20 protein-coding genes and 1 pseudogene are annotated in these 23,442 nt (G+C 65.1%); 7 read left to right on the top strand and 14 right to left on the bottom strand.

Features of this window, described 5'->3' with window-relative positions; genetic code table 11:
• The first annotated feature begins 245 nt into the window (after positions 1–245).
• Positions 246–884, top strand: a complete 639-nt coding sequence (locus tag FQ775_RS10580) for a TetR family transcriptional regulator C-terminal domain-containing protein (protein ID WP_167813169.1) — start codon at positions 246–248, stop codon at positions 882–884.
• Positions 885–1,063: 179 nt separating this feature from the next.
• The gene (locus FQ775_RS10585; RefSeq protein WP_146298043.1) at positions 1,064–1,372 is read left to right on the top strand and encodes an EthD family reductase; all 309 of its coding nucleotides are present in this window, start codon (positions 1,064–1,066) and stop codon (positions 1,370–1,372) included.
• An 8-nt stretch (positions 1,373–1,380) separates the two neighbouring features.
• Here FQ775_RS10585 and FQ775_RS10590 read toward each other — a convergent pair whose 3' ends face one another.
• From FQ775_RS10590 to FQ775_RS10605, 4 genes are all read right to left on the bottom strand, one after another.
• Complete coding sequence (locus FQ775_RS10590) at positions 1,381–2,319, bottom strand: DMT family transporter (protein ID WP_246730322.1); 939 nt, start codon at positions 2,317–2,319, stop codon at positions 1,381–1,383.
• A gap of 95 nt (positions 2,320–2,414) precedes the next feature.
• The gene (locus FQ775_RS10595; protein WP_146298044.1) at positions 2,415–2,792 is read right to left on the bottom strand and encodes a DoxX family protein; all 378 of its coding nucleotides are present in this window, start codon (positions 2,790–2,792) and stop codon (positions 2,415–2,417) included.
• 34 nt (positions 2,793–2,826) lie between these two features.
• The gene (locus tag FQ775_RS10600) at positions 2,827–3,288 is read right to left on the bottom strand and encodes a carboxymuconolactone decarboxylase family protein (RefSeq protein WP_146298045.1); all 462 of its coding nucleotides are present in this window, start codon (positions 3,286–3,288) and stop codon (positions 2,827–2,829) included.
• A gap of 38 nt (positions 3,289–3,326) precedes the next feature.
• Complete coding sequence (locus tag FQ775_RS10605; protein ID WP_146298046.1) at positions 3,327–3,824, bottom strand: RrF2 family transcriptional regulator; 498 nt, start codon at positions 3,822–3,824, stop codon at positions 3,327–3,329.
• A gap of 180 nt (positions 3,825–4,004) precedes the next feature.
• Between FQ775_RS10605 and FQ775_RS10610 the strand changes: the two genes are divergently transcribed.
• From FQ775_RS10610 to FQ775_RS10625, 4 genes are all read left to right on the top strand, one after another.
• Positions 4,005–4,460, top strand: a complete 456-nt coding sequence (locus tag FQ775_RS10610; RefSeq protein WP_146298047.1) for a DUF411 domain-containing protein — start codon at positions 4,005–4,007, stop codon at positions 4,458–4,460.
• A 50-nt stretch (positions 4,461–4,510) separates the two neighbouring features.
• Positions 4,511–4,969 carry a c-type cytochrome gene (locus FQ775_RS10615; RefSeq protein WP_146298048.1) on the top strand — a complete coding sequence of 153 codons (459 nt, stop codon included), beginning with the start codon at positions 4,511–4,513 and terminating at the stop codon, positions 4,967–4,969.
• Between the two features lie 168 nt (positions 4,970–5,137).
• Positions 5,138–5,989, top strand: coding sequence for an MBL fold metallo-hydrolase (locus FQ775_RS10620; RefSeq protein WP_349291506.1), 852 nt, complete (start codon positions 5,138–5,140; stop codon positions 5,987–5,989).
• A 15-nt stretch (positions 5,990–6,004) separates the two neighbouring features.
• Positions 6,005–6,364: a rhodanese-like domain-containing protein gene (locus FQ775_RS10625; RefSeq protein WP_146298050.1), complete on the top strand. Its 360-nt coding sequence runs from the start codon at positions 6,005–6,007 to the stop codon at positions 6,362–6,364.
• A 34-nt stretch (positions 6,365–6,398) separates the two neighbouring features.
• Here the strand turns inward: FQ775_RS10625 and preA are convergent, their stop codons facing one another.
• The 3 genes from preA to FQ775_RS10640 form a co-directional block, all read right to left on the bottom strand.
• Positions 6,399–7,709, bottom strand: coding sequence for an NAD-dependent dihydropyrimidine dehydrogenase subunit PreA (gene preA / locus FQ775_RS10630; protein ID WP_146298051.1), 1,311 nt, complete (start codon positions 7,707–7,709; stop codon positions 6,399–6,401).
• A gap of 83 nt (positions 7,710–7,792) precedes the next feature.
• Positions 7,793–9,145, bottom strand: coding sequence for an NAD(P)-dependent oxidoreductase (locus FQ775_RS10635; protein WP_146298052.1), 1,353 nt, complete (start codon positions 9,143–9,145; stop codon positions 7,793–7,795).
• Between the two features lie 109 nt (positions 9,146–9,254).
• The gene (locus FQ775_RS10640) at positions 9,255–9,755 is read right to left on the bottom strand and encodes a Rossmann-fold NAD(P)-binding domain-containing protein (RefSeq protein WP_146298053.1); all 501 of its coding nucleotides are present in this window, start codon (positions 9,753–9,755) and stop codon (positions 9,255–9,257) included.
• A gap of 24 nt (positions 9,756–9,779) precedes the next feature.
• Here FQ775_RS10640 and FQ775_RS10645 point away from each other — a divergent pair, with 24 nt between their 5' ends.
• Positions 9,780–9,941: a type 2 periplasmic-binding domain-containing protein gene (locus FQ775_RS10645; RefSeq protein ID WP_146298054.1), complete on the top strand. Its 162-nt coding sequence runs from the start codon at positions 9,780–9,782 to the stop codon at positions 9,939–9,941.
• 42 nt (positions 9,942–9,983) lie between these two features.
• Here FQ775_RS10645 and FQ775_RS24225 read toward each other — a convergent pair whose 3' ends face one another.
• The 7 genes and pseudogenes from FQ775_RS24225 to FQ775_RS10675 form a co-directional block, all read right to left on the bottom strand.
• Positions 9,984–10,754, bottom strand: coding sequence for a helix-hairpin-helix domain-containing protein (locus tag FQ775_RS24225; RefSeq protein ID WP_489886386.1), 771 nt, complete (start codon positions 10,752–10,754; stop codon positions 9,984–9,986).
• Positions 10,731–12,833 (bottom strand): annotated as a pseudogene (locus tag FQ775_RS10650) (dipeptide ABC transporter ATP-binding protein); the annotation flags it as partial. The pseudogene FQ775_RS10650 and the gene FQ775_RS24225, both read right to left, overlap by 24 nt.
• Before the next feature lie 75 nt (positions 12,834–12,908).
• Positions 12,909–14,066, bottom strand: a complete 1,158-nt coding sequence (locus tag FQ775_RS10655; protein WP_146298056.1) for an ABC transporter permease — start codon at positions 14,064–14,066, stop codon at positions 12,909–12,911.
• Between the two features lie 9 nt (positions 14,067–14,075).
• Entirely contained in the window at positions 14,076–15,113 is a 1,038-nt protein-coding gene (locus FQ775_RS10660) for an ABC transporter permease (protein ID WP_146298057.1), read from the bottom strand.
• 85 nt (positions 15,114–15,198) lie between these two features.
• The gene (locus tag FQ775_RS10665) at positions 15,199–16,848 is read right to left on the bottom strand and encodes an ABC transporter substrate-binding protein (RefSeq protein ID WP_146298058.1); all 1,650 of its coding nucleotides are present in this window, start codon (positions 16,846–16,848) and stop codon (positions 15,199–15,201) included.
• Between the two features lie 355 nt (positions 16,849–17,203).
• Positions 17,204–21,370: a translocation/assembly module TamB domain-containing protein gene (locus FQ775_RS10670; RefSeq protein ID WP_246730323.1), complete on the bottom strand. Its 4,167-nt coding sequence runs from the start codon at positions 21,368–21,370 to the stop codon at positions 17,204–17,206.
• Positions 21,371–21,466: 96 nt separating this feature from the next.
• Positions 21,467–23,320: an autotransporter assembly complex protein TamA gene (locus FQ775_RS10675; RefSeq protein WP_349291507.1), complete on the bottom strand. Its 1,854-nt coding sequence runs from the start codon at positions 23,318–23,320 to the stop codon at positions 21,467–21,469.
• Positions 23,321–23,442 lie beyond the last annotated feature (122 nt).

Here is a 23,442-nt window from a genome sequence, read left to right on the forward strand (position 1 = left end):
CCAAGCCTTTCGTTTCGAGGTGCCTTGCCGGTGGTTCGCCAACGCTTGGTTTTTGTTGCGCAACTGTGCTACGCAATTTTTGACCGAATGGACAAACGTTAGCACCGCCATGGGGGCGGTCAAGGATTTTGTAGACGATCTGCCCGGCCGGATTCGCGCTCCACAGGTCGGCAGCCACTGGTCCAGTCGATTGGTCCAGTAGCGGAGCGCCAGCGGCGCGAGCCCAGTGGAGCCGGAACGTGAAAGTGGATTCGCCGTCACCGAAGAAAAGGGCCCGGACGCGCATCCAGACCGAGAAGCGCGAGCTGATCCTCGAGGCCGCCCTCGAAGTCTTCGCCCAGCACGGTTTCCGCGGCGCCACCATCGACCAGATCGCCGACGCCGCCGGCATGTCGAAGCCCAACCTGCTCTATTACTTCCGCAGCAAGGACGACATCCACCGCACGCTGATCCAGCGTCTTCTGGAAACCTGGTTGGCGCCGCTCAAGGAACTCGACGACATCGGCGACCCGCTGACCGAGTTGCGGGACTATATTCGCCGCAAGCTGGAGATGGCGCGCGACTATCCGCGCGAAAGCCGCCTCTTCGCCAACGAGATCCTGCAAGGCGCCCCGCGCATCATGCCGATGCTGGAGGGCGAACTGAAGGCGCTGGTCGACGACAAGGCCAAGGTGATCCAGGGCTGGATGCGCGCCGGCAAGATCGCCCGCACCGATCCCTGGCACCTGATCTTCTCGATCTGGGCGACGACCCAGCACTACGCCGATTTCGACGTCCAGGTGCGGGCCGTGCTCGGCCCCGACCGCGGCGGTGACGGCCGCTTCGAGGATGCCGCGCGGTTCCTCGAACAGTTGTTCATGGAAGGGTTGAGGCCGAAGGCGTAGCCCGCAGTGGCGCTGGCGGGACGCGGCCGGACCGGCCCCGGCACTCAGTTCGCCGCAAGAATGCGATCAACGCCGATGGCCGAAGCATTTCAGCCGGTCTATCCTCGCCGGGCACCGGGCGCGCGTGACGGCCGCACCGTCAGGCGGCAAGCGACCGGCCGGATTGGGAGGACAGACCGATGGCCAAACTTGTTGCGCTTTACAGGATGCCTAAGGATACCGAAGCCTTCGACCGCTACTATTACGGCACCCACGTGCCCATCGCCAGATTGGTACCGGGCCTGAAGAAATACGACGTCAGCAACGGGCCCGTCGCCTCGCCGACCGGCGCGTCGGACTACCACCTGGTCGCCACGCTTTATTTCGACAGCATCGCCGACATTCACGCCGGGCTCGCATCAGCAGAAGGCCAGGCCGCGGCGGCCGATCTGGCAAACTTCGCCGACGGCGGCGTCGAGTTGCTGATGTTCGACACCCACGAGGTCTGAGGGTCGCCTCAACCGTCGCGCGAAAACGCCACCACGGCCAGCGCCAGCACGGTGACCGCAGCGCCCGCCGCGACGCTCGCGCTGACCCAGCCGTGCCCGAGCAGGCCCTCGTAGAGAATGACGAAGCTTGGCGTCAGGTAGCCATAGGCAAGCACCTTCGAGGCCGGCAGGCGAAGCGTGGCGAACTGCAGCAGGAAGAAGGTGCCGGCAGTCGTGAAGATGGCAAGATAGACGACCGCGATCCAGACCACGGCCGGCAGGTCGAGCCAGGCCGTGCCGAGGATCTCGCGCACGCCATAGGCCGCGATCAGGAGCCCGGTGGCAAACAGGGTCCAGAAGGTGAAGGCGAGCACCGGTTCGCCACGGTTGAGCTTGCGGACCAGCGGAGCATAGGCGGCATGACCGGCGCAGCCGAACAGAAAGATCGTCTCGCCACGGCCGATGTCGAAGGCCAGGATCGCATCCGGATCGCCTCGGAAGATGACCCAGACCGCGCCTGCCGCCGCCACGACGAGGCTGACGATCACGACCGGGCGCGGCACCTGCCCGAGGAACAGGTATCCGAAGCCGGCGCTCATCAGCGGCATCAGCGTGAACACCGCGCCGGTCGAGACCGGGTCGGTGAATTGCAGTGCGACGAACATGGTGATGAAGAACAGCGCCATCAGCGCGCCGAGTATCAGGAACCGCCACGGCGCGCGCGGCGGCGGAATGCGGCCGCGCAGAAAGATGAATGCGACCACGCCCATGATCGACGTGCCAAGCAGGAACCGGGCGGCATTGATGGCGGCCGGGCCGACATGCGGCGCCGCAAGCCCGCCCATCGAGAACGATCCGGCCACGAGCGCGGCAAAGGAAAGCATGGCCAGATGTCCCAGAAGTTTCTGGCCGCCGGTGGCGTAGGTGTCGTGGCGCGTACGCGCGCCGGGCCGTGCGATCTGGTCCAAGGTCTTTTCCTGTTCGCGACCTCCTAGCGTGGCGGCCGCGAACGGGAAAGCGGTTTTCGTTGGTCCTGGTGTCGGCGGTCGCCTCGCCAAGGGGGTCAGTTGGCGACCACCATGACGAGCAGGAAGGAGCCGATCAGCGCGACATTGCTGGTCAGACCGTTGATACGGTTGACGCGGTCGAGGCCCTGATGATCCCAGAAATTGTGGAACAGGAGGGTCGCGACGATCAGGAAACCGATCAGTGCGATCGCGGCCGGTGCCAGCCATACACCGGCGATCACCAGCACCCCGGCGATCACCTGGAGCGCTATCGCCACCGAAAGCATGAGCTTCGGCATGGGCATGCCGCGCGCGCCGATCAGCGGCACAAGCGTTGCAAACGCGCCGATGTTGCGCCAACCGGCAAAGACGAAGACACCGCCAAGCAGCAGCCGCCCTGCCACTTCGAGTGCGGGAAGAAATTCGGCCGGCATAGGAATTCTCCTGGTTGAGTCCGGGACCGCGCCCTCAGGCGGCGCGGCTTTCCTCGGCGACCGGATGGATGGCATGGAAACCGACGCAGAGCCGGTTCCAGATGTTGATCATGCCGATCAGCACGGTCAGCTTGACCATTTCCTCGGCAGAGAACTGGCTGCTGGCTTCATCAAAGAGTTCGTCGGGCACGGGACCATCAGCCAGCCGGGTCAGCTTCTCCGTCCAGGCAAAGGCGGCCCGCTCGCGCTCGGAAAACAGCGGCGATTCACGCCAGGCCGCAACGAGGTAAACGCGCTGCTCGGTCTCGCCATCCTTGCGCGCCTCGCGGCTGTGCATGTCGACACAATAGGAGCAGCCGTTGATCTGCGAAGCCCGCAGCTTGACGAGATGGACAAGGCTCCTTTCGAGCCCGGAGGTTTCGGCGGCGTGGTTGAGCGCCAGCACGGCCTTCATGATCTTCGGCTCGGCAGCGAAGAAGTCGAGACGCGGTTGCATGCGGAACTCCATTTTTGCGTTGTGGACTGGTTGAGGGGTCAGCCTTGCGGCCGCTGGTGGCGGGCAAGGAAGGCGCAGTTGAAGGCGACGGCGCGCGGATCGGCGCTTTCTTCGTAACCGGCAATGACGTCGGAAAGCTTCTCCGCGGCAAGTGCAGCGCGCCAGGCTCGCTCGGCGCGCAGCATCGCCGCATTGATGCCGCAGGGTTTGACATAGGCCTCCGGCTCCAGCGCGCCCGGTCCACGCTGGCGGATTTCGGCGCAGCGGAAGGCAGGCTTCGGCCCCTCGACCGCCAGCACGATGTCGAGCAGCGAGATCGCCGAAGGTTTCTTCGCGAGTCGGTAGCCGCCATGCGGACCGGGAACCGACTCCAGCAGCTTGGCCGCCACCAGTTGCTTCAGATGCTTGACGAGGTAGGTCGGCGACAAGCCGTGGAGTTCGGCAAGCGCAGAAGCCGGCAACGTCGTGCCCTTCTCGATCCCGGCCAGCACTGCCGCGCAGTGGATCGCCGCCTCGACGCCTTCGCTGATCTTCATCGCCGCGTTTCCTTAATCATGGATAATTTATATCCTGGATAATATCCATCCGCAATAAGCACGATATCCGCTCCTGACTCCGGCTGCCATTCGCAGCCGGAACTTGACCTTCCGCCTGCTGGAACCTTTATCGGGACAACGATCGCGCCGATTGGCGCCTTGTCCTGCAAGGAGAGACGCATGCCCCGCAAACACCGGTTCCTCGGCCTCGCCTTCACCGCATTCACGCTAATGACCACGGCCGCGCTGGCGGGCGGCTCTATCCATGTGCTGAAGTCGGCCAGTTGCGGGTGTTGCGTCGCCTGGATGAAGCATATGTCCGAGAGCGGCTTCGCAGTCACCGCCGAGAACGTGCCGATGGCAGACCTGATGAGCGCCAAGACGGACGCTGGTTTGCCCGCCGACCAGGCATCCTGCCACACCGCGCGCATCGACGGCTATGTCATAGAGGGCCACGTCCCGGCCACCGACGTGAAGCGCCTGCTGGCCGAGCGGCCCGACGCGATCGGCCTCGCCGTGCCGGGCATGCCTTACGGGTCGCCGGGCATGGGTGAGCCCGGCCCCGACGCCGACCCTTACGACGTCAACCTCGTCCGCCGCGGCGGAACGATCGAAACCTTCGCCAGTTACCGCTGAACGGCGCTACCGCATCCGAACGATGCCAAACAGACGGGAAGGACCTGGATTTGACACCCACTCGAAAGGCTGCTCTTGCCCTTGCGGGCCTGATTGCCCTCGCCGGCGCCGCCATTGCCCATCAGGGCGCCTCCGGCGTTGTCAAGGAGCGCATGGAAGCGATGAAGGATATGGCCGGCCGCATGAAAGTGATCGCGGGCATGATCGGCGGCGAGCGCGGTTTTGACGCGCAGGCGGTCGCCAGCGCGGCCGAACAGGTGGCGTTCAAGGCGCGGCGACTCGACAAGCAGTTTCCCGAAGGATCCGACCATCCACCGAGCGAGGCGCGCCCGGAGATATGGAGCGATTGGGACCGTTTCTCGGAGCTTGCCTCCGAACTTGAAAGCAAGGCGAGCCGCCTTGGCGTCGCCGCCGGCACCGCAACGGCGGCGGCCGACATCGACGTTCCGTTTCGCGCCGTGGCAGCAACGTGCAAAGGCTGCCATCAGCGGTTTCGACTGGACGACTAGAATACCGACCCTAGAAAATTCCGCTTCGCCCCGCTGAGATCCACGCGCGCAAGCATGGAACCCTTCGTGGGAACCGTCGTTAGGAACTCATCCTACATCCTCAACGATGGAGTCCTAGCAAACATGCTGACGCGTGAAAGTCCTTCATCAGGTCCGACGAGCCCGAGAGTGGTCGCTTTCTACGAGGAGCCTACCGGCAGCGTCCAGTATGTCGCCATCGACGAGAACACGAAACAATGCGCCTTGATCGACATTGTTTTGGGGTTCGATCCGGCTTCCGCCACGACCGATACCAAAGCCGCCGAAGAGGTTCTGCGCTTTGTCGAACGCGACGGGTTGGAGGTTGCCTGGATTCTGGACACCCACCCCCATGCCGATCACCTGATGGCTTCGCACTGGCTGAAAGAGAGAACCGGCGCCCAGACCGCGATTGGCGAGAAAGTCGGGGACGTGGCTGAACTGTGGAGAGAGCTCTACAACACACCAACCGCATTTGATCCCGAGCGCGACTTCGACCGGCTGCTGAAAGGCGGAGAAACGTTCCAGGTCGGCAGTCTGCCCGTAAGCGTGCTCTTTTCACCCGGCCACACCCTGGCTTCGATCACCTACCTGGTCGGGGACGATGCCGCGTTCGTTCACGACACCTTCATGCATGTGGATTTCGGCACCGCCCGCACGGATTTCCCCGGCGGGTCGGCGCGGACGCTTTACGGGACGTTGCAGAAGCTCCTGGACCTGCCGGACGAGACGCGGCTGTTTGTCGGGCACGATTACGGCACCGAAGAGCGTGACGAACCCGCATGGGAAGCGACGGTGGCGACGCATCGCGAGCACAACAAGCATGTGGGCGGCGGCGTGTCGGAAGAGGAGTTCGTGCGCCTGCGGGAGGAGCGCGACGCCAGCCTCGGTCTGCCCGACCGGATGCTGTTTGCGCTCCAGGTCAATTTGCGCGGCGGTCGCCTCCCGCCTGCGGAGGCAGACGGAAACCACTATTTCCGCATTCCGGCCAATCGGTTTTGAGAGAAGGAACCCACGATGTCAAAAGAACCGGAAAACTGGTCGCCCAAACAGGTGCACGAGGCCCTGGGCAACGGTGAAATCGTGCTGATCGATGTGCGGACCCCGCAGGAGTATCTGCTGGAACATATCGAGGGCGCCCTCCTTTTCCCGATGGCCGATTTCAGGCCTGAACACCTGCCCCTTCAGCAAGGGAAGCGGATCGTGCTTCATTGCGGCTCGGGAGCGCGATCCCGAAAAGTGGGCCAGAAATGCCTGGCCGCCGGGATGGAGAAGATGGCGCACATGGAAGGTGGCTTCGGCGCCTGGAAGGAAGAACAGCTTCCCTATATCGGAACGGACATGGCCTCAGGCGCGCCAAAGAAGATGCCCGCCTGAGGCGCCCACGGATTCCATCCGGCGCGGCGGGTGGCTACTCCGCCGCCACCTTGGCCATCGGATTGTTGGGATGCGTGGTCCAGTTGGCGTAGGTCGGCTCGACCTTGGCCCCGGTCCGCTTGTCGATCGCGCCGGCCTCCAGCGCCACCATGTCGATGCAACCCTCGACCGGGCAGACATTGACGCAAAGATTGCAGCCCACGCATTCCTCCTCGATCACCTCGAAGCGGCGTTTGCCGTCGACGATCGCCGTGATCGCCTGGTGCGAGGTGTCCTCGCAGGCGATGTGACAGCGACCGCACTGGATGCACTTGTCCTGGTCGATGCGTGCCTTGCTGACATAGTTGAGATTGAGATACTGCCAGTCGGTGACGTTCGGCGCGGCGCGCCCGACGACATCGTCGAGGGTTGCGTGGCCCTTGGCATCCATCCAGTTCTTCAGTCCCTCGATCATCTCCTCGACGACCTTGAAGCCGTAGGTCATCGCAGCCGTGCAGACCTGCACATTGCCCGCGCCCAGCGCCAGGAATTCGGCCGCGTCGCGCCAGGTGGTGATGCCGCCGATGCCGGAGATCGGCAGCCCCGCCGTCTCGGCGTCACGAGCGATCTCGGCGACCATGTTGAGCGCGATCGGCTTTACTGCCGGGCCGCAATAGCCGCCATGCGAGCCCTTGCCGTCGATCGAGGGCTCCGGCGAGAAGGTGTCGAGATTGACGCTGGTGATCGAATTGATGGTGTTGATCAGCGACACTGCGTCGGTGCCGCCGGCCTTGGCGGCGCGCGCCGGGCGGCGGATGTCGGTGATGTTCGGTGTCAGCTTGGTGATCACCGGCATGCGCGTGTTCTGCTTGCACCAGCGCACCACCATCTCGATATATTCCGGCACCTGGCCCACTGCCGAGCCCATGCCGCGCTCCGACATGCCGTGCGGGCAACCGAAATTGAGCTCGATGCCGTCGGCCTCGGTCTCCTCGACCAGCTTCAGGATCGACTTCCAGTTCTCTTCCTCGCACGGCACCATCAGCGACACGATCATCGCCCGGTCCGGCCACTCCTTCTTGACCTTCTTGATCTCGCGCAGATTGGTCTGCAGCGGCCGGTCGGTGATGAGTTCGATGTTGTTGAGGCCCAGCAGGCGCCGGTCGCCACTCCAGATCGCACCGTAACGCGGACCGTTGACGTTGACGATGTGCGGGTCCTCGCCAAGCGTCTTCCACACCACCCCGCCCCAGCCGGCGCGGAAGGCGCGCACGACGTTGTACTCCTTGTCGGTCGGCGGCGCCGAGGCGAGCCAGAACGGATTGGGCGACTTGATGCCGACGAAATTGTTGCGGATGTCTGCCATGGGTACGTCTCCCTTGGGCTCAGCGCTTAAGCCGCGCGAACAGGCTGTCGATATGGCGATGGAAGTGGGAACCGACCACGTCCCTACCCCATCAGCGTCCGGTTGATGCTTTCGGCCGCGTCACGCCCTTGCGCCACCGCCGAGACGGTCAGGTCGTCGCCGCCATAAATGCAGTCGCCGCCGGCCCAGACCTTGGCCAGCGACGTCCGCCCTTCCTCGTCGACCTTGATGCGGCCTTTCTCGAGCGCGATCGCATTGCCGCTGCCATTCAGCGGTCCGACGTCGAAGCTCTGGCCGATCGCCTTGAACACCTGGTCGGCAGCGATCGTCATCGTCTCGCCGGTGCCGACCAGCGAGCCGCCCTGCATGCGCGTATATTCGAGTTCGACGCCGACCGTGGTGCCGTTGACCGAGACGACGCGCTTCGGCTGCAGCCAGTGGCGGATGGTCACGCCGTTGGAGGACGCCAGATCCTGCTCGAACTCGGACGCGTTCATGTTGTCCTTGCCGCGCCGGTAGCAGATGGTCACCTCCTCCGCACCCAGCAGCTTGGACTGGATGGCGGCGTCGATCGCCGTCATGCCGCCGCCGATCACCACCACGCGCCGGCCGACGGGCAGACGTCCGAGGTCGTCCGCCTGCCTGACCCCGGCAATGAAGTCGACGGCGTTGGCCACCCCGGGCCCGTCCTCGCCTTCGGCGTGGAGCGCGTTGACCCCGGCCAGTCCCATGGCGAGGAACACCGCATCATATTCGCCGGTCAGATCGGCGAGCGCGAAATCGCGGCCAAGCGCCTTGCCGTTCTCGACCGTGATGCCGCCGATCGCCAGCAGGTAATCGACCTCAGCCTGGGCGAAGCCGTCGACGGTCTTGTAGGCGGCGATGCCGTATTCGTTGAGCCCGCCCGGCCGCGGCCGCGCCTCCAGAATGGTGACGTCATGGCCATGCATGGCGAGGCGGTGCGCACAGGCGAGGCCAGCCGGCCCGGCACCGACCACGGCAATTTTTTTTCCGGTCGGTTTCGCCCGCTCGTAAAACTGCTTTTGCTGTGCCATCGCGGTGTCGGTGGCATAGCGCTGCAGCCTCCCGATCTGCACCGGCTTGCCTTCCGCCACCTCGCGCACGCACACCTCCTCGCACAGCGTCTCGGTCGGGCACACACGCGCGCACATGCCGCCGAGAATGTTCTGGTCGAAGATGGTCTTGGCCGAACCGATCGGATTGCCGGTTGCGATCTGGCGGATGAACATCGGAATGTCGATCGACGTCGGACAGGCCTGCATGCACGGCGCGTCATAGCAGAAATAGCAGCGGTCGGCCTCCACCGTCGCCTCGTGGCGGTCGAGCGGCGGATGCAGGTCGGAAAAGTTGTCGGCATATTGCGACGGCGACAGCCGTCCGGCGGCGATCCCGTCCTTGAACTGGCCTTCTGGCATCGGTCGGTTCCCCATTCTTTCCTTGGCCGAAGGCTAGCACGTTTTCTTTTTTTATCAATCGGTCAAATTTTGAGAAACCCTCCTAACGCTTGGTATTTACTTGACTATTCTAATCAAGTTTATGGCGACCAAACTTCACCGGTCGCCGATTAGGCAGATGTCCGCCTTCGCGAAGCGCCGGCAGGAACACCTCCGCGGCGAAGTCCCTGAAACGGCGCGGCGCCTGGCCGGTCACCATCGCCACATGGTCGGTCACGAAGTCTCCCCAGCCGGCGGCATAGGCAGCGCCATAGTCCCGAGTCAGCGCCGCCATCCATGAGCCCCACCCCGATCTCTCGACGAAGTCGAACGCGGCCTGAGGCGTGATCGGCTCATAGCGTATCGGCCTGCCCATCTGCTCGGAAAGCAGCCGTGCGACATGCTGAAAGCCGATCGATTCCGGACCGGTCAGTTCGAGCGCCCGGCCATCCCAGGCATCGCTTGTCGCGCACTTTGCGGCGCATAGCGCTATGTCGCGCGCATCGATCATGCCGACACGACCATCTCCGAACGCAACGGAGAACACACCTTCGCCGGCGATCTGCGCGCCGGCCAGCAACATGTTCTGCATGAAATAGCTGGGACGGAGAAGCACATGCACGAGGGCGAACTGGAAAAGGGGCGTCTTGTCGAGGTCCTGCCTGGCTGGCAATTGCCCGAAATTTCGCTCTATGCCGTCTATGCCAGCAAGGTCGGTCTTTCCCGCCTCGCGCGCGCCTTCCTCGACGAGGTCTCCGCGCAGGCGGCGGCATTCTAGCCGCCGGCACCGAGGGAGGCCGGCTCTTCCCGAGTCGTGCGGCTAGCGCGGTTTCTTGCCGAACACCTTGACGTATTCGTCGACGCCGCCCTTGGCGAGCGCCTTGGCCTGCTTCACCCAGTCCTCGCGCTCGATGCGGCCATGGAATTTGAGATGACCGTCGACCCATTCGCGCTCGGCCTTCTTCCACGACGCGACCTGACCGTAGGTGTAGATGCCGAGCCCGTGAAGAATGCCTTCGATCTTGGGCCCGACGCCGGAGATCAGCTTGAGATCGTCGGGCTTGGCGGGCTTCTTGATGCCGGCGGGCCGGTTCCTGTCCGGATCGGGCGTCGCCTTGCCGGCCACCGAACTTTTCTTGCGCGCGGCTGCCGACGGCGCCTTCCTCGCTGCCTTCGGAGCCGGGCCTGTCTCCGCCAGTTCGGCACGTGTTACCTTCTTCGGGCCTTGGGACGTCACCTTGCGGCGTCCGAGGTCACCGTCGGCGGTCGCCGGCTTCGCCGTGCGCGGCCGTTTCGCCGTCGCCGGCTTGGTCGTCGCGCTTACCGCCTGACGGCCCGACCCCGCCTCGGTCATGAGCTTCGCCGGCGCGGACTCGCCGGGCACGGCCGAAGCCTTGCGGGTCGCGCGGCCCTTGCCGGTCTTCGTTGCCGCGGCCTTGCGCGCTTGCGGAATTTCGCCCTTCGCCGTCTGGCCGGCAGCGGCCTTGCCCTTGGTCGCGGCCTTGCCCTTCGCAGCCCTGGCTGCTGCCTGCTTGCGCTTGGATTCCTCAACCTTGCCGGCGCCGACCTCGAAGCTGATCACCGGCCCCATCTCGCCGAGAATATCGTCGTCGAGCCAGCACAGGCTCTTGTGACCGTTGCCGAGTTCCTTGAGCGGCGGCACCTCGGTCTCGCATTTGTTGCCGGGCACCCGCGACTTCCAGCGGCAGCGCGTCTGGAACGGACAGCCCGTCGGCGGGTTGAGCGCCGAAGGAATGTCGCCTTCCAGCACGATGTGCTCCTTGACCACGCTGGTGTCGGCAATCGGGATCGCCGAAAGCAGCGCCTCGGTATAGGGGTGATAGGGCGGCGCGAAGATCTGGTCGGTCGTGCCCTGCTCGACGATGTAGCCGAGATACATCACCACCACCCGGTCGGCGAGATAGCGCACCACCGACAGATCGTGGCTGATGAACAGCATCGTCGTCTTGTTCTTGCGCTGGATGTCCATCAGCAGTTCGGTGACCGCCGCCTGCACCGACACGTCGAGGGCCGAAACCGGCTCGTCGGCCACCACCACCTTGGCGTTGCCAGCGAACGCACGCGCCACGCCGATGCGCTGCTTCTGGCCGCCGGAGAGCTGGCGTGGCATGCGGACCGCGAAGGCGCGCGGCAGCTTCACCAGGTCGAGCAGCTCCAGCATCCGCTTCTGTCGGTCGGCCTGGGTCTTGCCGACATTGAACTTCTCCAGCGTGCGGATGATCTGCGAACCGACCGAGTGGCTCGGGTTGAGCGTGTCGAACGGGTTCTGGAACACCATCTGGATCGAGGAAATGGTGTCGACGTCGCGTTCCTCGATCGGCGTCGACTGGATTTCCTTGTTGCCGAGCGTCACGGTGCCGTCCGTCGCCGTCTCCAGGCCCAGAAGCACCTTGGCCAGCGTGGACTTGCCGCAACCGGATTCGCCGACGATCGCCACCGTCTCGGATTCGCGCGCCTCGAAGCTGATCGTCTCGTTGGCCTTGACCGTGCGTGTCTCGGCCCCGCCGAAGATCGCGTTGGCGGCAACGTGGTAATATTTCTTCAGATTGTCGATAATCAGCGCCGGCGCGCCGGGCTTGGCCGGCTCGTTCTCCACCACCGCACCTTCCGGCAACGCGTCCCAGTCGAGTTCATTGAAGCGCACGCAGCGGCTCATGTGCCGGTCGTGGCCCTTGACCTCGATCATCGGGATCTCGGCCGCGTTGCAGACGCCTTCCACGAAATGGTGGCAGCGCGGCGCGAAGTTGCAGCCCACAGGGCGTTCCTGCGGCAACGGCAATTGGCCAGGGATCGCGATCAGCGGCCGCGAGTTCTTGTCGGCGCCGGGCAGCGGGATCGAACGGAACAGGCCTTGCGTGTAGGGGTGGCGCATATGGTTGAAGACGTCGTCGATATTGCCGGTCTCCACCGCCTCGCCCGAATACATCACCGTGATGCGGTCGCAGGTCTCCAGGATCAGGCCGAGATTGTGCGACACGAAGATCATCGACGTGCCGAACTCCTTGCCGAGCCCCTTGACCAGTTCGACAATGCCGGCCTCGACGGTGACGTCGAGCGCGGTGGTCGGCTCGTCGAGCAAAAGCAGCGCCGGCTTGGAAAGCAGAGCCATCGCGATCACGATACGCTGCTGCTGGCCGCCTGAAAGCTGGTGAGGGTAGGAGCGCATCATGCGTTCCGGGTCGGGCAGACGCACCGCGCGCACCATCTCCAGCGCGCGGTTATAGGCCTCCTCCTTGGACACCTTGTCATGCAGCAGCGGCACTTCCATCAGCTGCTGGCCGACCTTCATCGCCGGGTTCAGGCTCGCCATCGGCTCCTGATAGATCATGGCGATCTCGTTGCCGCGGATGTGGCGCAGTTCCTCCTCCGACATGTCGCCCATGTCGCGGCCCTTGAACTTGATGCGCCCGCCGACGATCTGCCCGACATTGGAAAGGTCGCGCATAATGCCGAGCGACACGGTCGACTTGCCGCAGCCGGATTCCCCGACGATGCCCATCGCCTCGCCTGGCATCACCGTGCAGGAGAAATCCATCACCGCCGGAATCTCGCCCTTTCGGGTGAAGAACGAGATCGACAGGTTCTCGATTTCGAGGATCGGCTCCGCCGCCTGGTTCTGGCTTCGCGTGATGCTGATGGCTTCGTTCATTGCGTCGCTCTCAGTGATCGGTCGGTCGTCCGCCCCGGGATCGCGGGGCGGCTGCGAATAGGGTGGCGCTCCGCGTCAGTCCTTCAAGGATTCCTCCCTGAGCGCGTCGGCGAGCAGGTTCAGGCCGAGCACGAAAGACATCAGTGCGAAGACCGGCGGCAGCGCGGGGTGCACGAAGGCGCGCAAAAGTCGGCTCGATTCCTTGATGCCGGTGCCCCAGTCGGGGCTTTCGGGAGCCAGGCCGAGGCCGAAATAGCCGAGCGTGCCGAGCAGGATGGTGGTGTAGCCGATCCTCAGGCAGATATCGACGATCAGCGGCCCGCGCGCGTTCGGCAGCACTTCCCACAGCATGATGTACCACGGGTTCTCGCCCCGGGTCTGGGCCGCGGCCACATAGTCGCGCGTCTTGATGTCCATCACCAGCCCCCGCACGATGCGGAACACGCCGGGCGAGGAGGCAAACACCACCGCCACGAAGATGTTGAGCTCGTTCGGCTCGATCGAGATGATGCCGAACGGATCGGCATCGAAGACGAGCCCGAGATAGACCCAGCCGCCGATCAGCACGGTCAGCACCAACTGCACGACCAGCAATTGCGGCCGGCTCTTGAAGCGCGTGTAGAACAGCGTGCAGAAGAAGATGATCGGGAACAGGAAGAACACACCCGCCATCGCATAGGGGATCGGGGTGTCCATGATGCCCGGCGTGACCAGCAGGTAGAACAGCAGGATCACGGGGAAGGCCAGCACCAGATTGGCGAGGAACGACAGGATCGTGTCCACCCGGCCGCCATAATATCCCGCGGGCAGTCCCAGCGTCGTGCCTACCATCAGCGCGAACAGCGTCGCCGCCGGCGCGATGATCAGCACGATCTGGCTGCCATAGACCATGCGCGAGAAGACGTCGCGCGCCAGCCGGTCACCGCCGAACAGGAAGATCTTGCCGCTTTCCGGCTCGATCGCGCCCGGAAACGCGTTCTTCATGACGAAGAGCTGGTCGAGCGGCGCGAACGGCGCCACCGTATCGGCGAAGATCGCCGTGAACAGCCAGAACAGGCAGATCGACACGCCGGCGATGCCGACGCCATTGTCGAACAGCTGGCCGTAGAGGCCGAGCCGCTTCTTGTAGGCGAAACTCAGACCGAGGATGACCGCGATCGCCAGCCACACCGGCCAGAACTGCGCGATCACCCCGAGAATGATGCGGAACGCACCGACATATTCAAGTTGCATCCGCCCCTCCTATTGCACGCGGATGCGCGGGTTGAGAAATGCGTAGCCGATATCCGAGATCAGCTGCGTGGAAAGCACGACGAACACCGACACCAGCGAGCACCCGAGCAACAGATCGATATCGTTGTTGCCCGCCGCCTCGACCAGCGTGAAACCGAAACCCTGGTAGCGGAACATCACCTCGACGATGACCACCCCGGTCAGGAGCCACGGAAACTGCAGCATGATGACGGTGAACGGCGCGATCAGCGCATTCCTGAGCGCGTGCTTCACGACGACGGCGTTGAAGGCCAGCCCCTTGAGCCGCGCAGTCCGGATATATTGCTGGGTCATGACCTCGACCATCGAGGCCCGCGTCATCCGCGCGATGTAGCCGATGCCGTAGATCGCCATCGTCATCACTGGCAGCGTGAAATTGTAGAAGCTGACGCCCTGGCTGGTTGCCGTCGCCGCGGAGCCGTTGAGCCAGCCGAGCCATGAGGCGAACACCACCGTGAAGATGACGCCCGAGACATATTCCGGCGTCGCCGTCGTGGTGATGGACGCGACCGACAGACTTCGGTCGGTCCGCGTCCCCTCGCGCATGCCGGCAAGCACGCCGATCAGCAGCGAGACCGGCACCATCACCACCATCACCCAGAACATGAGGATGCCGGTGGCGCCCAGCGCCGGGAACAGCTTTTCCGAGACCGGCACCTTGAACTTGGTCGAGCAGCCGAAGTCACCCTGCAGGATACCGCCGTAATAGGCCCGGGCAGGTTCATCGCAGTAGGAGAACCGCGGCACGGCCTCGCCCGTCTCGGGATCGACATTCGGCTGCTTCTGCATGACGCCGAGCCACTGCCCGTAGCGCACGAAGAAGTTCTGCCGGTAGCCGTTCCTCTGCAGCCACTTCTCGAGATCTTCCTGGGTGGAACGCATGTCCAGCTGACTGATGGCCAGCTTTTTCAGGTTCGGTTCGAGATTGACCAGAAAGAACACGACCAGCGTCAGGCACAGCATGGTCAGTGCCATGACGCCGAGACGGCGAAGTATGAACGTCAGCACGTTGCCCCCTTCCCCTCGGCCGGGGTCTTATTCTTGTTCATGAAAAGCAAGGAAGGGGCCTGCAGGCCCCTTCCTTCTGTCGCAATCAGGCGTCGAGCCAGACGTTTTCGAGATCGATCTCGAAGGTCTGATGCATGCCGTGATTCTTCACTTCCGGCGCCGAGTGATTGTAGATCTTGCGCCAGTAAGGCTGGATGATGATGCCCGAGCTCTGGATGATCTCCTCGATCTCCTTCATCACCTCGCGGCGCTTGTCGGCGTCCGGGATCGAAAGGGCCGCATTGATCTTCTCGTCAAGCTCCGGGTTGGAATAGCCGGCCTCGTTCCACGCCTCGCCCGAACGGTAGGCAAGCGCGATGACCTGGATGCCCAGCGGGCGCATGTTCCAGTTGGTCATCGAGTACGGATACTTGGTCCAGTCGTTCCAGAAGGTCGAGCCCGGCAGCACCGTGCGCTTGACCTTGAAGCCGGCATCGCGGAGCTGGGCGGCGATGGTGTCGCCGGTGTTCTTGTGCCAGTCCTCGTCGACCGTGATGAGCTCATGCTCGTAGTCCATCTGGCCGGCCTCTTCCATGAGCGCCTTGGCCTTCTCGACGTCCCGGCTGATCGCCGGCAGTTCGGCATACTCGGGATGGATCGGGCAGACATGGTGGTTCTCGGCCGGGTCGCCGGCATTGCCATAGCCGAGCGCCAGCACGATATTGTTGTCGACCGCGAGCTGCAGCGCGTTGCGCACCTTCTGGTCTGTGTAGGGTGCGTTGTTGACATTGGTGCGCGCAACGATCGTGGCCGCCGTCACGACTTCCGACTTCACCATGCCGATGCCGTCCATGATGTCGACATAGTCGGCCGTGGTCTCGAAATTGGTGTGGACCTCGCCGGATTCGAAGGCCGAGACCATCGCCGAGGGATCGGTGCCGTAGTCGATGAACTCGATACCGTCGAGATGAGCTTCGCCGCCCCACCACGAGCCGTTCTCGCGCCGCTTCAGCACGACGCGGTTGCCGACCTCGTAGGAGACCAGCTCGAATGCGCCGGTGCCGATCGGGTTGGCGACCCAGTCGCTGCCGGTCTCCTCATAGCTGGGATGCACGATCAGGCCCGGATAGTCGGCCATGCCCGGAATGATCGAGATGTCCGACTTGTTGAGGTTGAGCTTGATCGTGTAGTCGTCGACCTTCTCGATCGCGCCGTCGCGCGCCTTCTTCGTGTCCGGATCCTGGAGCGACGCCATGCGCGCGGCCATGGAATTGCCCTCGGCATTGCCGTCGCACCAGCGTGTGATGTTGAAGATGATGTCGTCGGCCGTCAGCGTGTCGCCATTGTTCCAGGTCACGCCTTGGCGCACTTTCAGGACGTATTCGGTCGCGTCGTCATTGACTTCCCAGCCTTCCAGCAGGCGCGGCTCGAAGGTGAACTCGCGGGTGTACTTCACCAGCGGCTCCAGCGTCTGGCGCGCGGCGTTGGCCATTTCCGACCAGTCCCAGGTGCGCGGGTCCTTCTGCTCCTTGACCAGCATGGCGACCTTCAGCACGCCACCCTTCTTGGGCTCCTGCGCCATCGCCGGAGTCGGCGCCGCAAGGCCGAGCAAGCCATAGGCCATCGCCGTCGAAGCGCCCATCGCGCTGGCGACCGCCAGGAACTCGCGACGGTCCATCTCGCCCGCTTTCGCACTTTCGGCGAGCTGGGCAACCTTCTCGGGTACGCGGTCGCCATTGCTCTTGTAGAACGTCATTGCACTCTCCCATTTTTGGCTTTTCGCCTGTTAGCATTTCGCATCCGGCCCCCTTTGTCAAAACGGGGTTGCCGGAAGGTGTCCCGCCGGAAATGTGCAACTTTGCCGTCCGCCAAGATGCTGCAATTGCGACAAGTTTGGCGCAGAAAAGTCATGAGCGCTTCGAATTTCTGCAAGCCGGGCGCCCCGACGTGGCGGCTTGCGCAACAAATCCCCGCGATGCTGCGGCGCGACATCTCCGACGCGCAGGAGCCAGCCCGGTTGGCGCGGCGGGGGAGACTCCCGACGATTGTCGGGAACTGTCAGGAGGATAGCCGGCCAAGTTGCAGGATACGGGCAACTCTCCATGAAGGGATCAGTATTCGCGCTCGAAGAAGATGCCGCCCTTGGCCTCGCCGCTGTCGCTTGCCTCGCCGCGCAGCTTCACGCCGCGCCCGATATTGAGGTCGATGCGTGCCTTGCCGGTGCCGGCGCCTTCGCCCTTCTCGATGCCGACATAGGTGCGGTCGTTGAGATACTTGCCGACAGCCACCGACGCTCTGCCCGTCTCCGCGTCCGTCTTGATGTCGATGTCGTCGACGCCGATCTGGTTGCGCAACTTGTCGAGCAGCGAGGTCGAGCCGCCGACGCCGGCGAGTTGGGCCGCGGCGGCGGCAAGCTGGGCAATCTGCAGCGGCGAAAGGTTCGACAGCGAGCGCCCGAAAACCAGCCGCGCCAGCACCTCGTCCTCCGGCAGGCTGGGCGACGAGGAGAACTCGAAGCGCGGATTGTTGGCCTCGCCCACCACCCCGATCGTCGCCGTCACGTCGTCCGCCTGCGTATCGGCGGCGAAGTCGAGGCGCGGGACCATCGAGCCGGCGAAGTCGAGCGTGCCACGCGTGAAATCGAGCCGCTGGCCGAGGATCGAAAGCCGGCCCCGGCGCATGGTGAAATTGCCGATCGCGCGCGGCGAGGACACCGGGCCGGTCAGCCTGATGCGGCCGCCGAATTCGGCATCGATGCCACGGCCCTGGATGAAAATCTGCCGCGGTGCGTCGACCACCACGTCGAGCGTCAGCCCGCTGCCGCCGCCGCTCGCCTCGGCCGGCCGCAGCGCCTTGGCCTGCGCCTCGACGGCGCCGGTGGCGTTGCGATGCTTGACGTCGAGCGTCGCGATCGAGGCCGGCAGCTTGTCCGGAACGGTGATGATCGTCTTGCCGAGGTCGACCTGGCCGGAAAGCTCCGGCACGTTGGTGAGCGACCCGGTGACCTTCAGGTTGCCGCCGAAATTGGCCGTCACCACGCGCCCATCGGTGTAGCGCCCGTCGGAGACCCGCGCGGTAAGGTCGGCGGGGAAACCGCGCGCCGGATCGACCGCCACTGTTCCTCCGACGCTCAGCCGGCCGCCCGTTGACAGTTCGCCGGTCATTGAGCGGATGGTCGCGACGCCCCGCGCCAATCCTATGTCGGCGGCGATATCCCGGACCGCGATGCCGGAGCGCGCATCGACCAGCCGTGCCCCGGAGGTCTTGACCGACCCCGAAAGGACGGGTGACGCCGCTGCACCAGAAACCGCGACCTCGACATTGGCGCCACCGTCGAGCGCCAGCCCTTGTGCTGCGAGCCGCTGGGTCAGGAACGAGAACGGCACCTTGCCGGCAAACCGCGTGTCGAGCGAGACCCCGCCCACCGTATTGACTGTTCCCCCGCCATTGAGGCCAAGCCCTCCGCCGTCTCCGGCGCGGGCGTCGAAGCGCAGCCGGCCCTTCTCGAAGCTGCCGGTCGAGGCGAGCGACAGGGCGCCGAAGCCGGCCTCCCGGGTCTGGCTTGTCGCCGCGCCGCGCCAGTCGACATCATAGGTGATGCGCGGATCGGCGGCCGCACCCGCGATTTTCACTGTTCCCGAAACCGAACCCGCGGCGGCAAGGCCCGGCGCGAAGGAATTCGCCAGCGACGCAGGCAGGCTCGCGAGTTTCACGGTAAGGTCGAGCGCTTCACCAGCGCTGCCGGTGACCTCCGCCGTGCCACCCTCGACGCCGAGCGCCATCCGGTCGAGATACGCGGTGCCGTCGCGCACCCTGACCGTCGTCGCGCTGGCAAGCGCCGCCTGGATTCCGCGGAAGGCGCCTTTCGCCGAAGCAAGCTCGACCGTCGTTTCGCCGTCCGCGATCCTGACGCGGCCGGCCGCCGCGGCGGGAATGCCCGTGACGGTCGCGCTGCCGGAAAAACCGGTCCACTCGCCGTCGCGGCTCAGGTCGACGCCGATCTTGGCGATCTCCGTGCCTCCCGTCCGCACGGCCTCGGCCTCGACGCGCCCGGCAATCGTCGGCTGGGCCAGATAGTCCCTCACCCCCATTCGGACGCTGGCTTTCTCAACCGTCAGGTCGCCGCGCGACAACCTGTCCGTGCGCGCCACCAGGTCGACGGTCGGCACCGCGCCATCCTTGCGGAAGCTGATCGTACCCGACACATTCCCGGCCGCTTCCTCCAGTGCCATCGCCGCCAGCGGCGTGATGTCGGGCAGCGCCAGTTCCAGATCTCCGACCGGCACGAAAGCCGCGTCGAGATCCAGCGTCCCGGAGATGCGGTTTTCACCGACCGACACCAGCAGTTCCTCGACCCTGCTGCCGCCGCCTTCGGCCGACCGAAGCCGCGCGCGCCCATCGATTGTCTCGCCCTCGATGGCGCCGGAAAGATTGACATCGGCGACCGGTTTGGCCGGATCGGCGGTACCCTTCGCCTCCAGCACCAGATCGGTGATGGCGCGGCCGGCGCTTTCGATGCGTTCGCTCGCCACCCGCAGTTCCACCTCGGGCCGCGTGATGTCGCCAGTCGCCGCAAGCTGGAAGTCGATCGCACCTTGCGCCTGGTCCGAAAGCCGCGCCACCGCACCGTAGGCACCCGCCAGCGCCGCCTCCACCTGGCCTTCGGCAAGGCTGACGTTGCCCCTGGCTGTCAGCGGATCGGAGTTCAGTTCGAGGTTGGATGCCGAGAGCGCTCCGTCGGCACCGCGCTCGAACCGGCCCGAGACCTTCAGCCGCTCGCCGAGATAGCGCCGCGCCGCCTCCGGCAGCGCCGCGACCACGATCTGCGCCGAAATCGTCGCGTCGGCCGCCCCGGTTTCGGGCGCCAGCCCGCCGGTCCCGGCCAGGCCGACCTGCCGGTTCTTGACCTCGAGCTTTTCGATCGACACGCGTTCGGTCTCGAGCCGCGCCTCACCGCTCATCTCCAGTGGCCCGGCCACCAGCGGCGCCAGGGCCGTGTTGACGGTACCGACACCGCCCGCCGCAAGTTCGAACGAAACCGGTCCCGTCCACCGCCTCAGGTCGAAGCCGGGCGAGGCCAGCCGCGCCTTGATGTCGGCGACGCCGAAGCCTGCCCCTTGCGCCGACGACAGGTCGATCGTGCCGTCGACGGCCGGCGCCGCGCCTGAGCCGGTGATCGCGGCACGCGCGCTCCTGATCGCCACAATCACCGGATCGGCCCCGGCGCCGAAGGTCAGCATAACCGGGTCGTCGACAGCCTTCACCACGACGTCGAGGTCGCTCTCCCCTTCGGGGTCAACCCGGCCGGACGCCTCGGCGCTGACGGCGTCGGATTGCAGGACCGCATGCTCGATCGCGACGGCACCATCGTCGCCCAGCGTTGCGGCGAAATCGAAGATCATCGTGCCTTCGGCGAGCGGCATCAGCCCTTCGGGCAAAAAGCGCCGGAAGTCGCCTTCGCCATTCGCCGCGATATGACGGCCGGCTTCCGTCTCGCGGTGTCGCGCCGCGATGCTGGTCGCCGCGCGGCCGTCGATCTTCATCGCGCCCTGCCCTTGCCAGTCGGCCAGCGGTCCACTGCCGGCAAGCGTGATTTCGACCGCCGGCGCACCCGGCAGTTTCAGCAGCGTGGCAATGAAGCCGCCCTCGGGCTCGGAGGCGGCCACGTCGAGATCGAGCCGGTTTTCGCCCGGCGCAAAGTCGACCTTCGCGTTGACCACGGTCTTTCGGCCGTCTGTACGCTCGGCGTCGAGGTCGGTCTTGAACCGCAGCGGCTGGTCGTCGGCACTCGCCGAGCCGCTCGCCTTGAGCCGCACCGCCTCGCCGGCGAGCGCGGCGCCTATGACGATGTCCGGCAAGTCCAGCCGGTCGACCCGGAGCGATACCGGAAGCGACAGCGGCTCGTTCGCCCCGGCCTCTTCTTCACCCGCGAATGGCGCACGCGAGACCTCGATGCGTTGTGCCGCAAGCCTTTCGGCGTGGAAGTCGAAGCCGGCCAGCGCCAGAGGCGCCCAGTCGAGTTCGACGCCGGCGGCCGAGAGCCAGGGGCCCTCGCGATCCTCGACCACGACCGACGCGATCCTGAGCTTGCCGGACAGAATGCCGGACAGTCCGCTGATGCGCACCTTGCTGTCGGCCGAGGATGCCAGAGCCGAGGCGAACGCCGCGAGCTTGGCCTTGCCGGCGTCCGTCTGGGTAAAGATCGCCACCATCCCGGCGACGAACGCCAGGACGAGAAGGATACTGACCAGAAGGATTCGCGTGAGCCTGCGGAGCAAGAGGTTCCTTTCGGCGGAATCGGTTTCCTCCCGAACTATAGGGGATTTTCCGCCGAAAACATGGTGATACGGGTCAGGCCGCGCCGGCAGCGCCAATCAGAACGACTGACCGATCCCCGCATAGATGCCGAAATCGGGATCGCCGGGGCGCCGGTCGAGCGGCACGCCGACATCGACCCTCAGCGGCCCGAACGGCGTCAGGTAGCGCACGCCGAGGCCCGCGCCGAAGCGCATCGTGGAAAAGTCGGGCGTCGAGGTTGCCGACACGGTGCCGCCGTCGATGAACGGCACGATGCCGAAACTGTCGGTGATCTGGATGCGCATTTCAGCCGAGACCTCGAAGAAGGAGAGCCCGCCGGTCGGCATGCCCGTGGCATCGACCGGGCCGATGTCCTGGTAGCCGTAGCCGCGCACCGACCCGCCGCCGCCCGAATAGAAGCGGCGATCGGCCGGAACCTGCGCCAGCGTCGCACCATAGATGGCGCCGGCCGCCACCCGCCCCGCGGCGACGAAGCGCTTGGCCTCGTCGAGCGCGCGATAGGCCGACGCCTCGCCCTTCACCTTCACGAACGAGGTCGAGTTCAGGAAGTCGTGCGCCGGCTCGACATAGGCCATCAGCCGGAAGCCGGATTTCGGATCGAGCCGGTTGTCGCGGTTGTCGAAGACATATTGCAGCGGCACGCTGCCGATCAGGTGGCGGTTGGTGCCGAAGGAATCCTGTATCTTGGAATAGTCGAGCGCCAGTTCACCCGAAACGCTCTGGGTCTTGGAGAGCTCATAGGCCAGGCCGACGCCGCCCTTGACCGAATTGCGGTCGAAGGCGTCGGGATGTTCGAACGCCGCCTTCAGATTGGCGGTGAAACGCGACGGCGGGCCCAGCACACCCGGCTTTTCGAACAGCAGTGCTGCATTGTAGTCGAGCTGGCCGAAGCGGCTGGTGTCGCCGATACGGCTGATCGAACCTTCCACGCGCAGCTTCTCAGCCTTTCCGAACAGGTTGCGGTGCCCCCAGTAGCCCTCCACACCCGCACCCTCGGTGTTGGAGAAGGTGGCGCCGATGCCGAGGTAACGGTGCTTTCGTTCCGAAACGACGACGTCGACCGGCAGCGTGCCGTCGGCGTCGAGCGCCTCGCCCTCACTGACCGCGACGCTGTCGAAAACTTCCAGCGCAAGGAGCCGCTCGCGCGCATCTTCGAGTTCCTGCGGCGAATAGGTCGAGCCGGGCTCGATGCCGGCCATATAGGCGGTGAAGTCGCGGTCGACCTTCTCGGTACCCTCGACACTGGTGCGCCCGAACGGCGCGACCGGCCCGGCCTCCAGCACCAGCGTGACGTCGAGCAGCCCCGTATTGTGGTCGGCGACGATCTCCCGGTCCGCGATCCGCGCCAGCGGGTGCCCCTGGTTGCGCAGTTCCCGCACCATTCCGCGTTCGGCGGCGAGAATCACGGTGGAGCCGGCGGGACCGCCCGGCATCAGTTCGAAACGCGCCGGCGCGATGCCGCCAGTGTCGCCACGCACGTCGATGTCGCCGAGCCGGAACACCTGTCCCGGCCTGATCGTGACGCTCACCGGGACTGGTTCGCCGGAAAACTCCGCATCGGGCGGAATGTCGTCGATCGGCCGGCCGGCGATGGCGATCTCCACCGTGCCGTCGTAACGCGCATTTTCATAAAGCGTCGCGACCAGCAATTCGCGCTCGGTGCGCGCCTTGGAAATCAGGCCAAGCGAACCGGACACCGGCCGTTCCTCGTCGGCAAGCAGCGTCGAGGCGGCGCGCAGGCTCGCTGAGAGGTCGTCGCTCGCGTCGCTGGTATCGAAGGTCACCGAATAGGCCAGCGGGTCGACGACCGGGGCCTCGTCTTCCTCCGATTCGAACAGTGTGATGCCGAAAATCTCCAGCGCCATTGCCGGCGCGGGCGCCAGCGCGAGGCACAAGACGAGCGCGGACACGGAAGCGAGGCCGCGATAAGCGCGCCTGCCGTGCGGTACTCCAACACATTCCGCGACCGGGCCCAGCATTCCTCCAAAATAGCAACAGTGGTTAAAATTGTGCTGAAGGTTTTTAGCGGATA

This window comes from Nitratireductor mangrovi (genome assembly GCF_007922615.2).
GTDB lineage: Bacteria > Pseudomonadota > Alphaproteobacteria > Rhizobiales > Rhizobiaceae > Mangrovimarina > Mangrovimarina mangrovi.

Bases quoted from the DNA above. Each gene is read 5' to 3' on its own strand.
- FQ775_RS10585 (WP_146298043.1), top strand. From the start codon at position 1,064: ATGGCCAAACTTGTTGCGCTTTACAGGATGCCTAAGGATACCGAAGCC.
- FQ775_RS10595 (WP_146298044.1), bottom strand. From the start codon at position 2,792: ATGCCGGCCGAATTTCTTCCCGCACTCGAAGTGGCAGGGCGGCTGCTG.
- FQ775_RS10600 (WP_146298045.1), bottom strand. From the start codon at position 3,288: ATGCAACCGCGTCTCGACTTCTTCGCTGCCGAGCCGAAGATCATGAAG.
- FQ775_RS10605 (WP_146298046.1), bottom strand. From the start codon at position 3,824: ATGAAGATCAGCGAAGGCGTCGAGGCGGCGATCCACTGCGCGGCAGTG.
- FQ775_RS10610 (WP_146298047.1), top strand. From the start codon at position 4,005: ATGCCCCGCAAACACCGGTTCCTCGGCCTCGCCTTCACCGCATTCACG.
- FQ775_RS10625 (WP_146298050.1), top strand. From the start codon at position 6,005: ATGTCAAAAGAACCGGAAAACTGGTCGCCCAAACAGGTGCACGAGGCC.
- preA (WP_146298051.1), bottom strand. From the start codon at position 7,709: ATGGCAGACATCCGCAACAATTTCGTCGGCATCAAGTCGCCCAATCCG.
- FQ775_RS10635 (WP_146298052.1), bottom strand. From the start codon at position 9,145: ATGCCAGAAGGCCAGTTCAAGGACGGGATCGCCGCCGGACGGCTGTCG.
- FQ775_RS10640 (WP_146298053.1), bottom strand. From the start codon at position 9,755: ATGCAGAACATGTTGCTGGCCGGCGCGCAGATCGCCGGCGAAGGTGTG.
- FQ775_RS10645 (WP_146298054.1), top strand. From the start codon at position 9,780: ATGCACGAGGGCGAACTGGAAAAGGGGCGTCTTGTCGAGGTCCTGCCT.
- FQ775_RS24225 (WP_489886386.1), bottom strand. From the start codon at position 10,754: ATGGGGCCGGTGATCAGCTTCGAGGTCGGCGCCGGCAAGGTTGAGGAA.
- FQ775_RS10655 (WP_146298056.1), bottom strand. From the start codon at position 14,066: ATGCAACTTGAATATGTCGGTGCGTTCCGCATCATTCTCGGGGTGATC.
- FQ775_RS10665 (WP_146298058.1), bottom strand. From the start codon at position 16,848: ATGACGTTCTACAAGAGCAATGGCGACCGCGTACCCGAGAAGGTTGCC.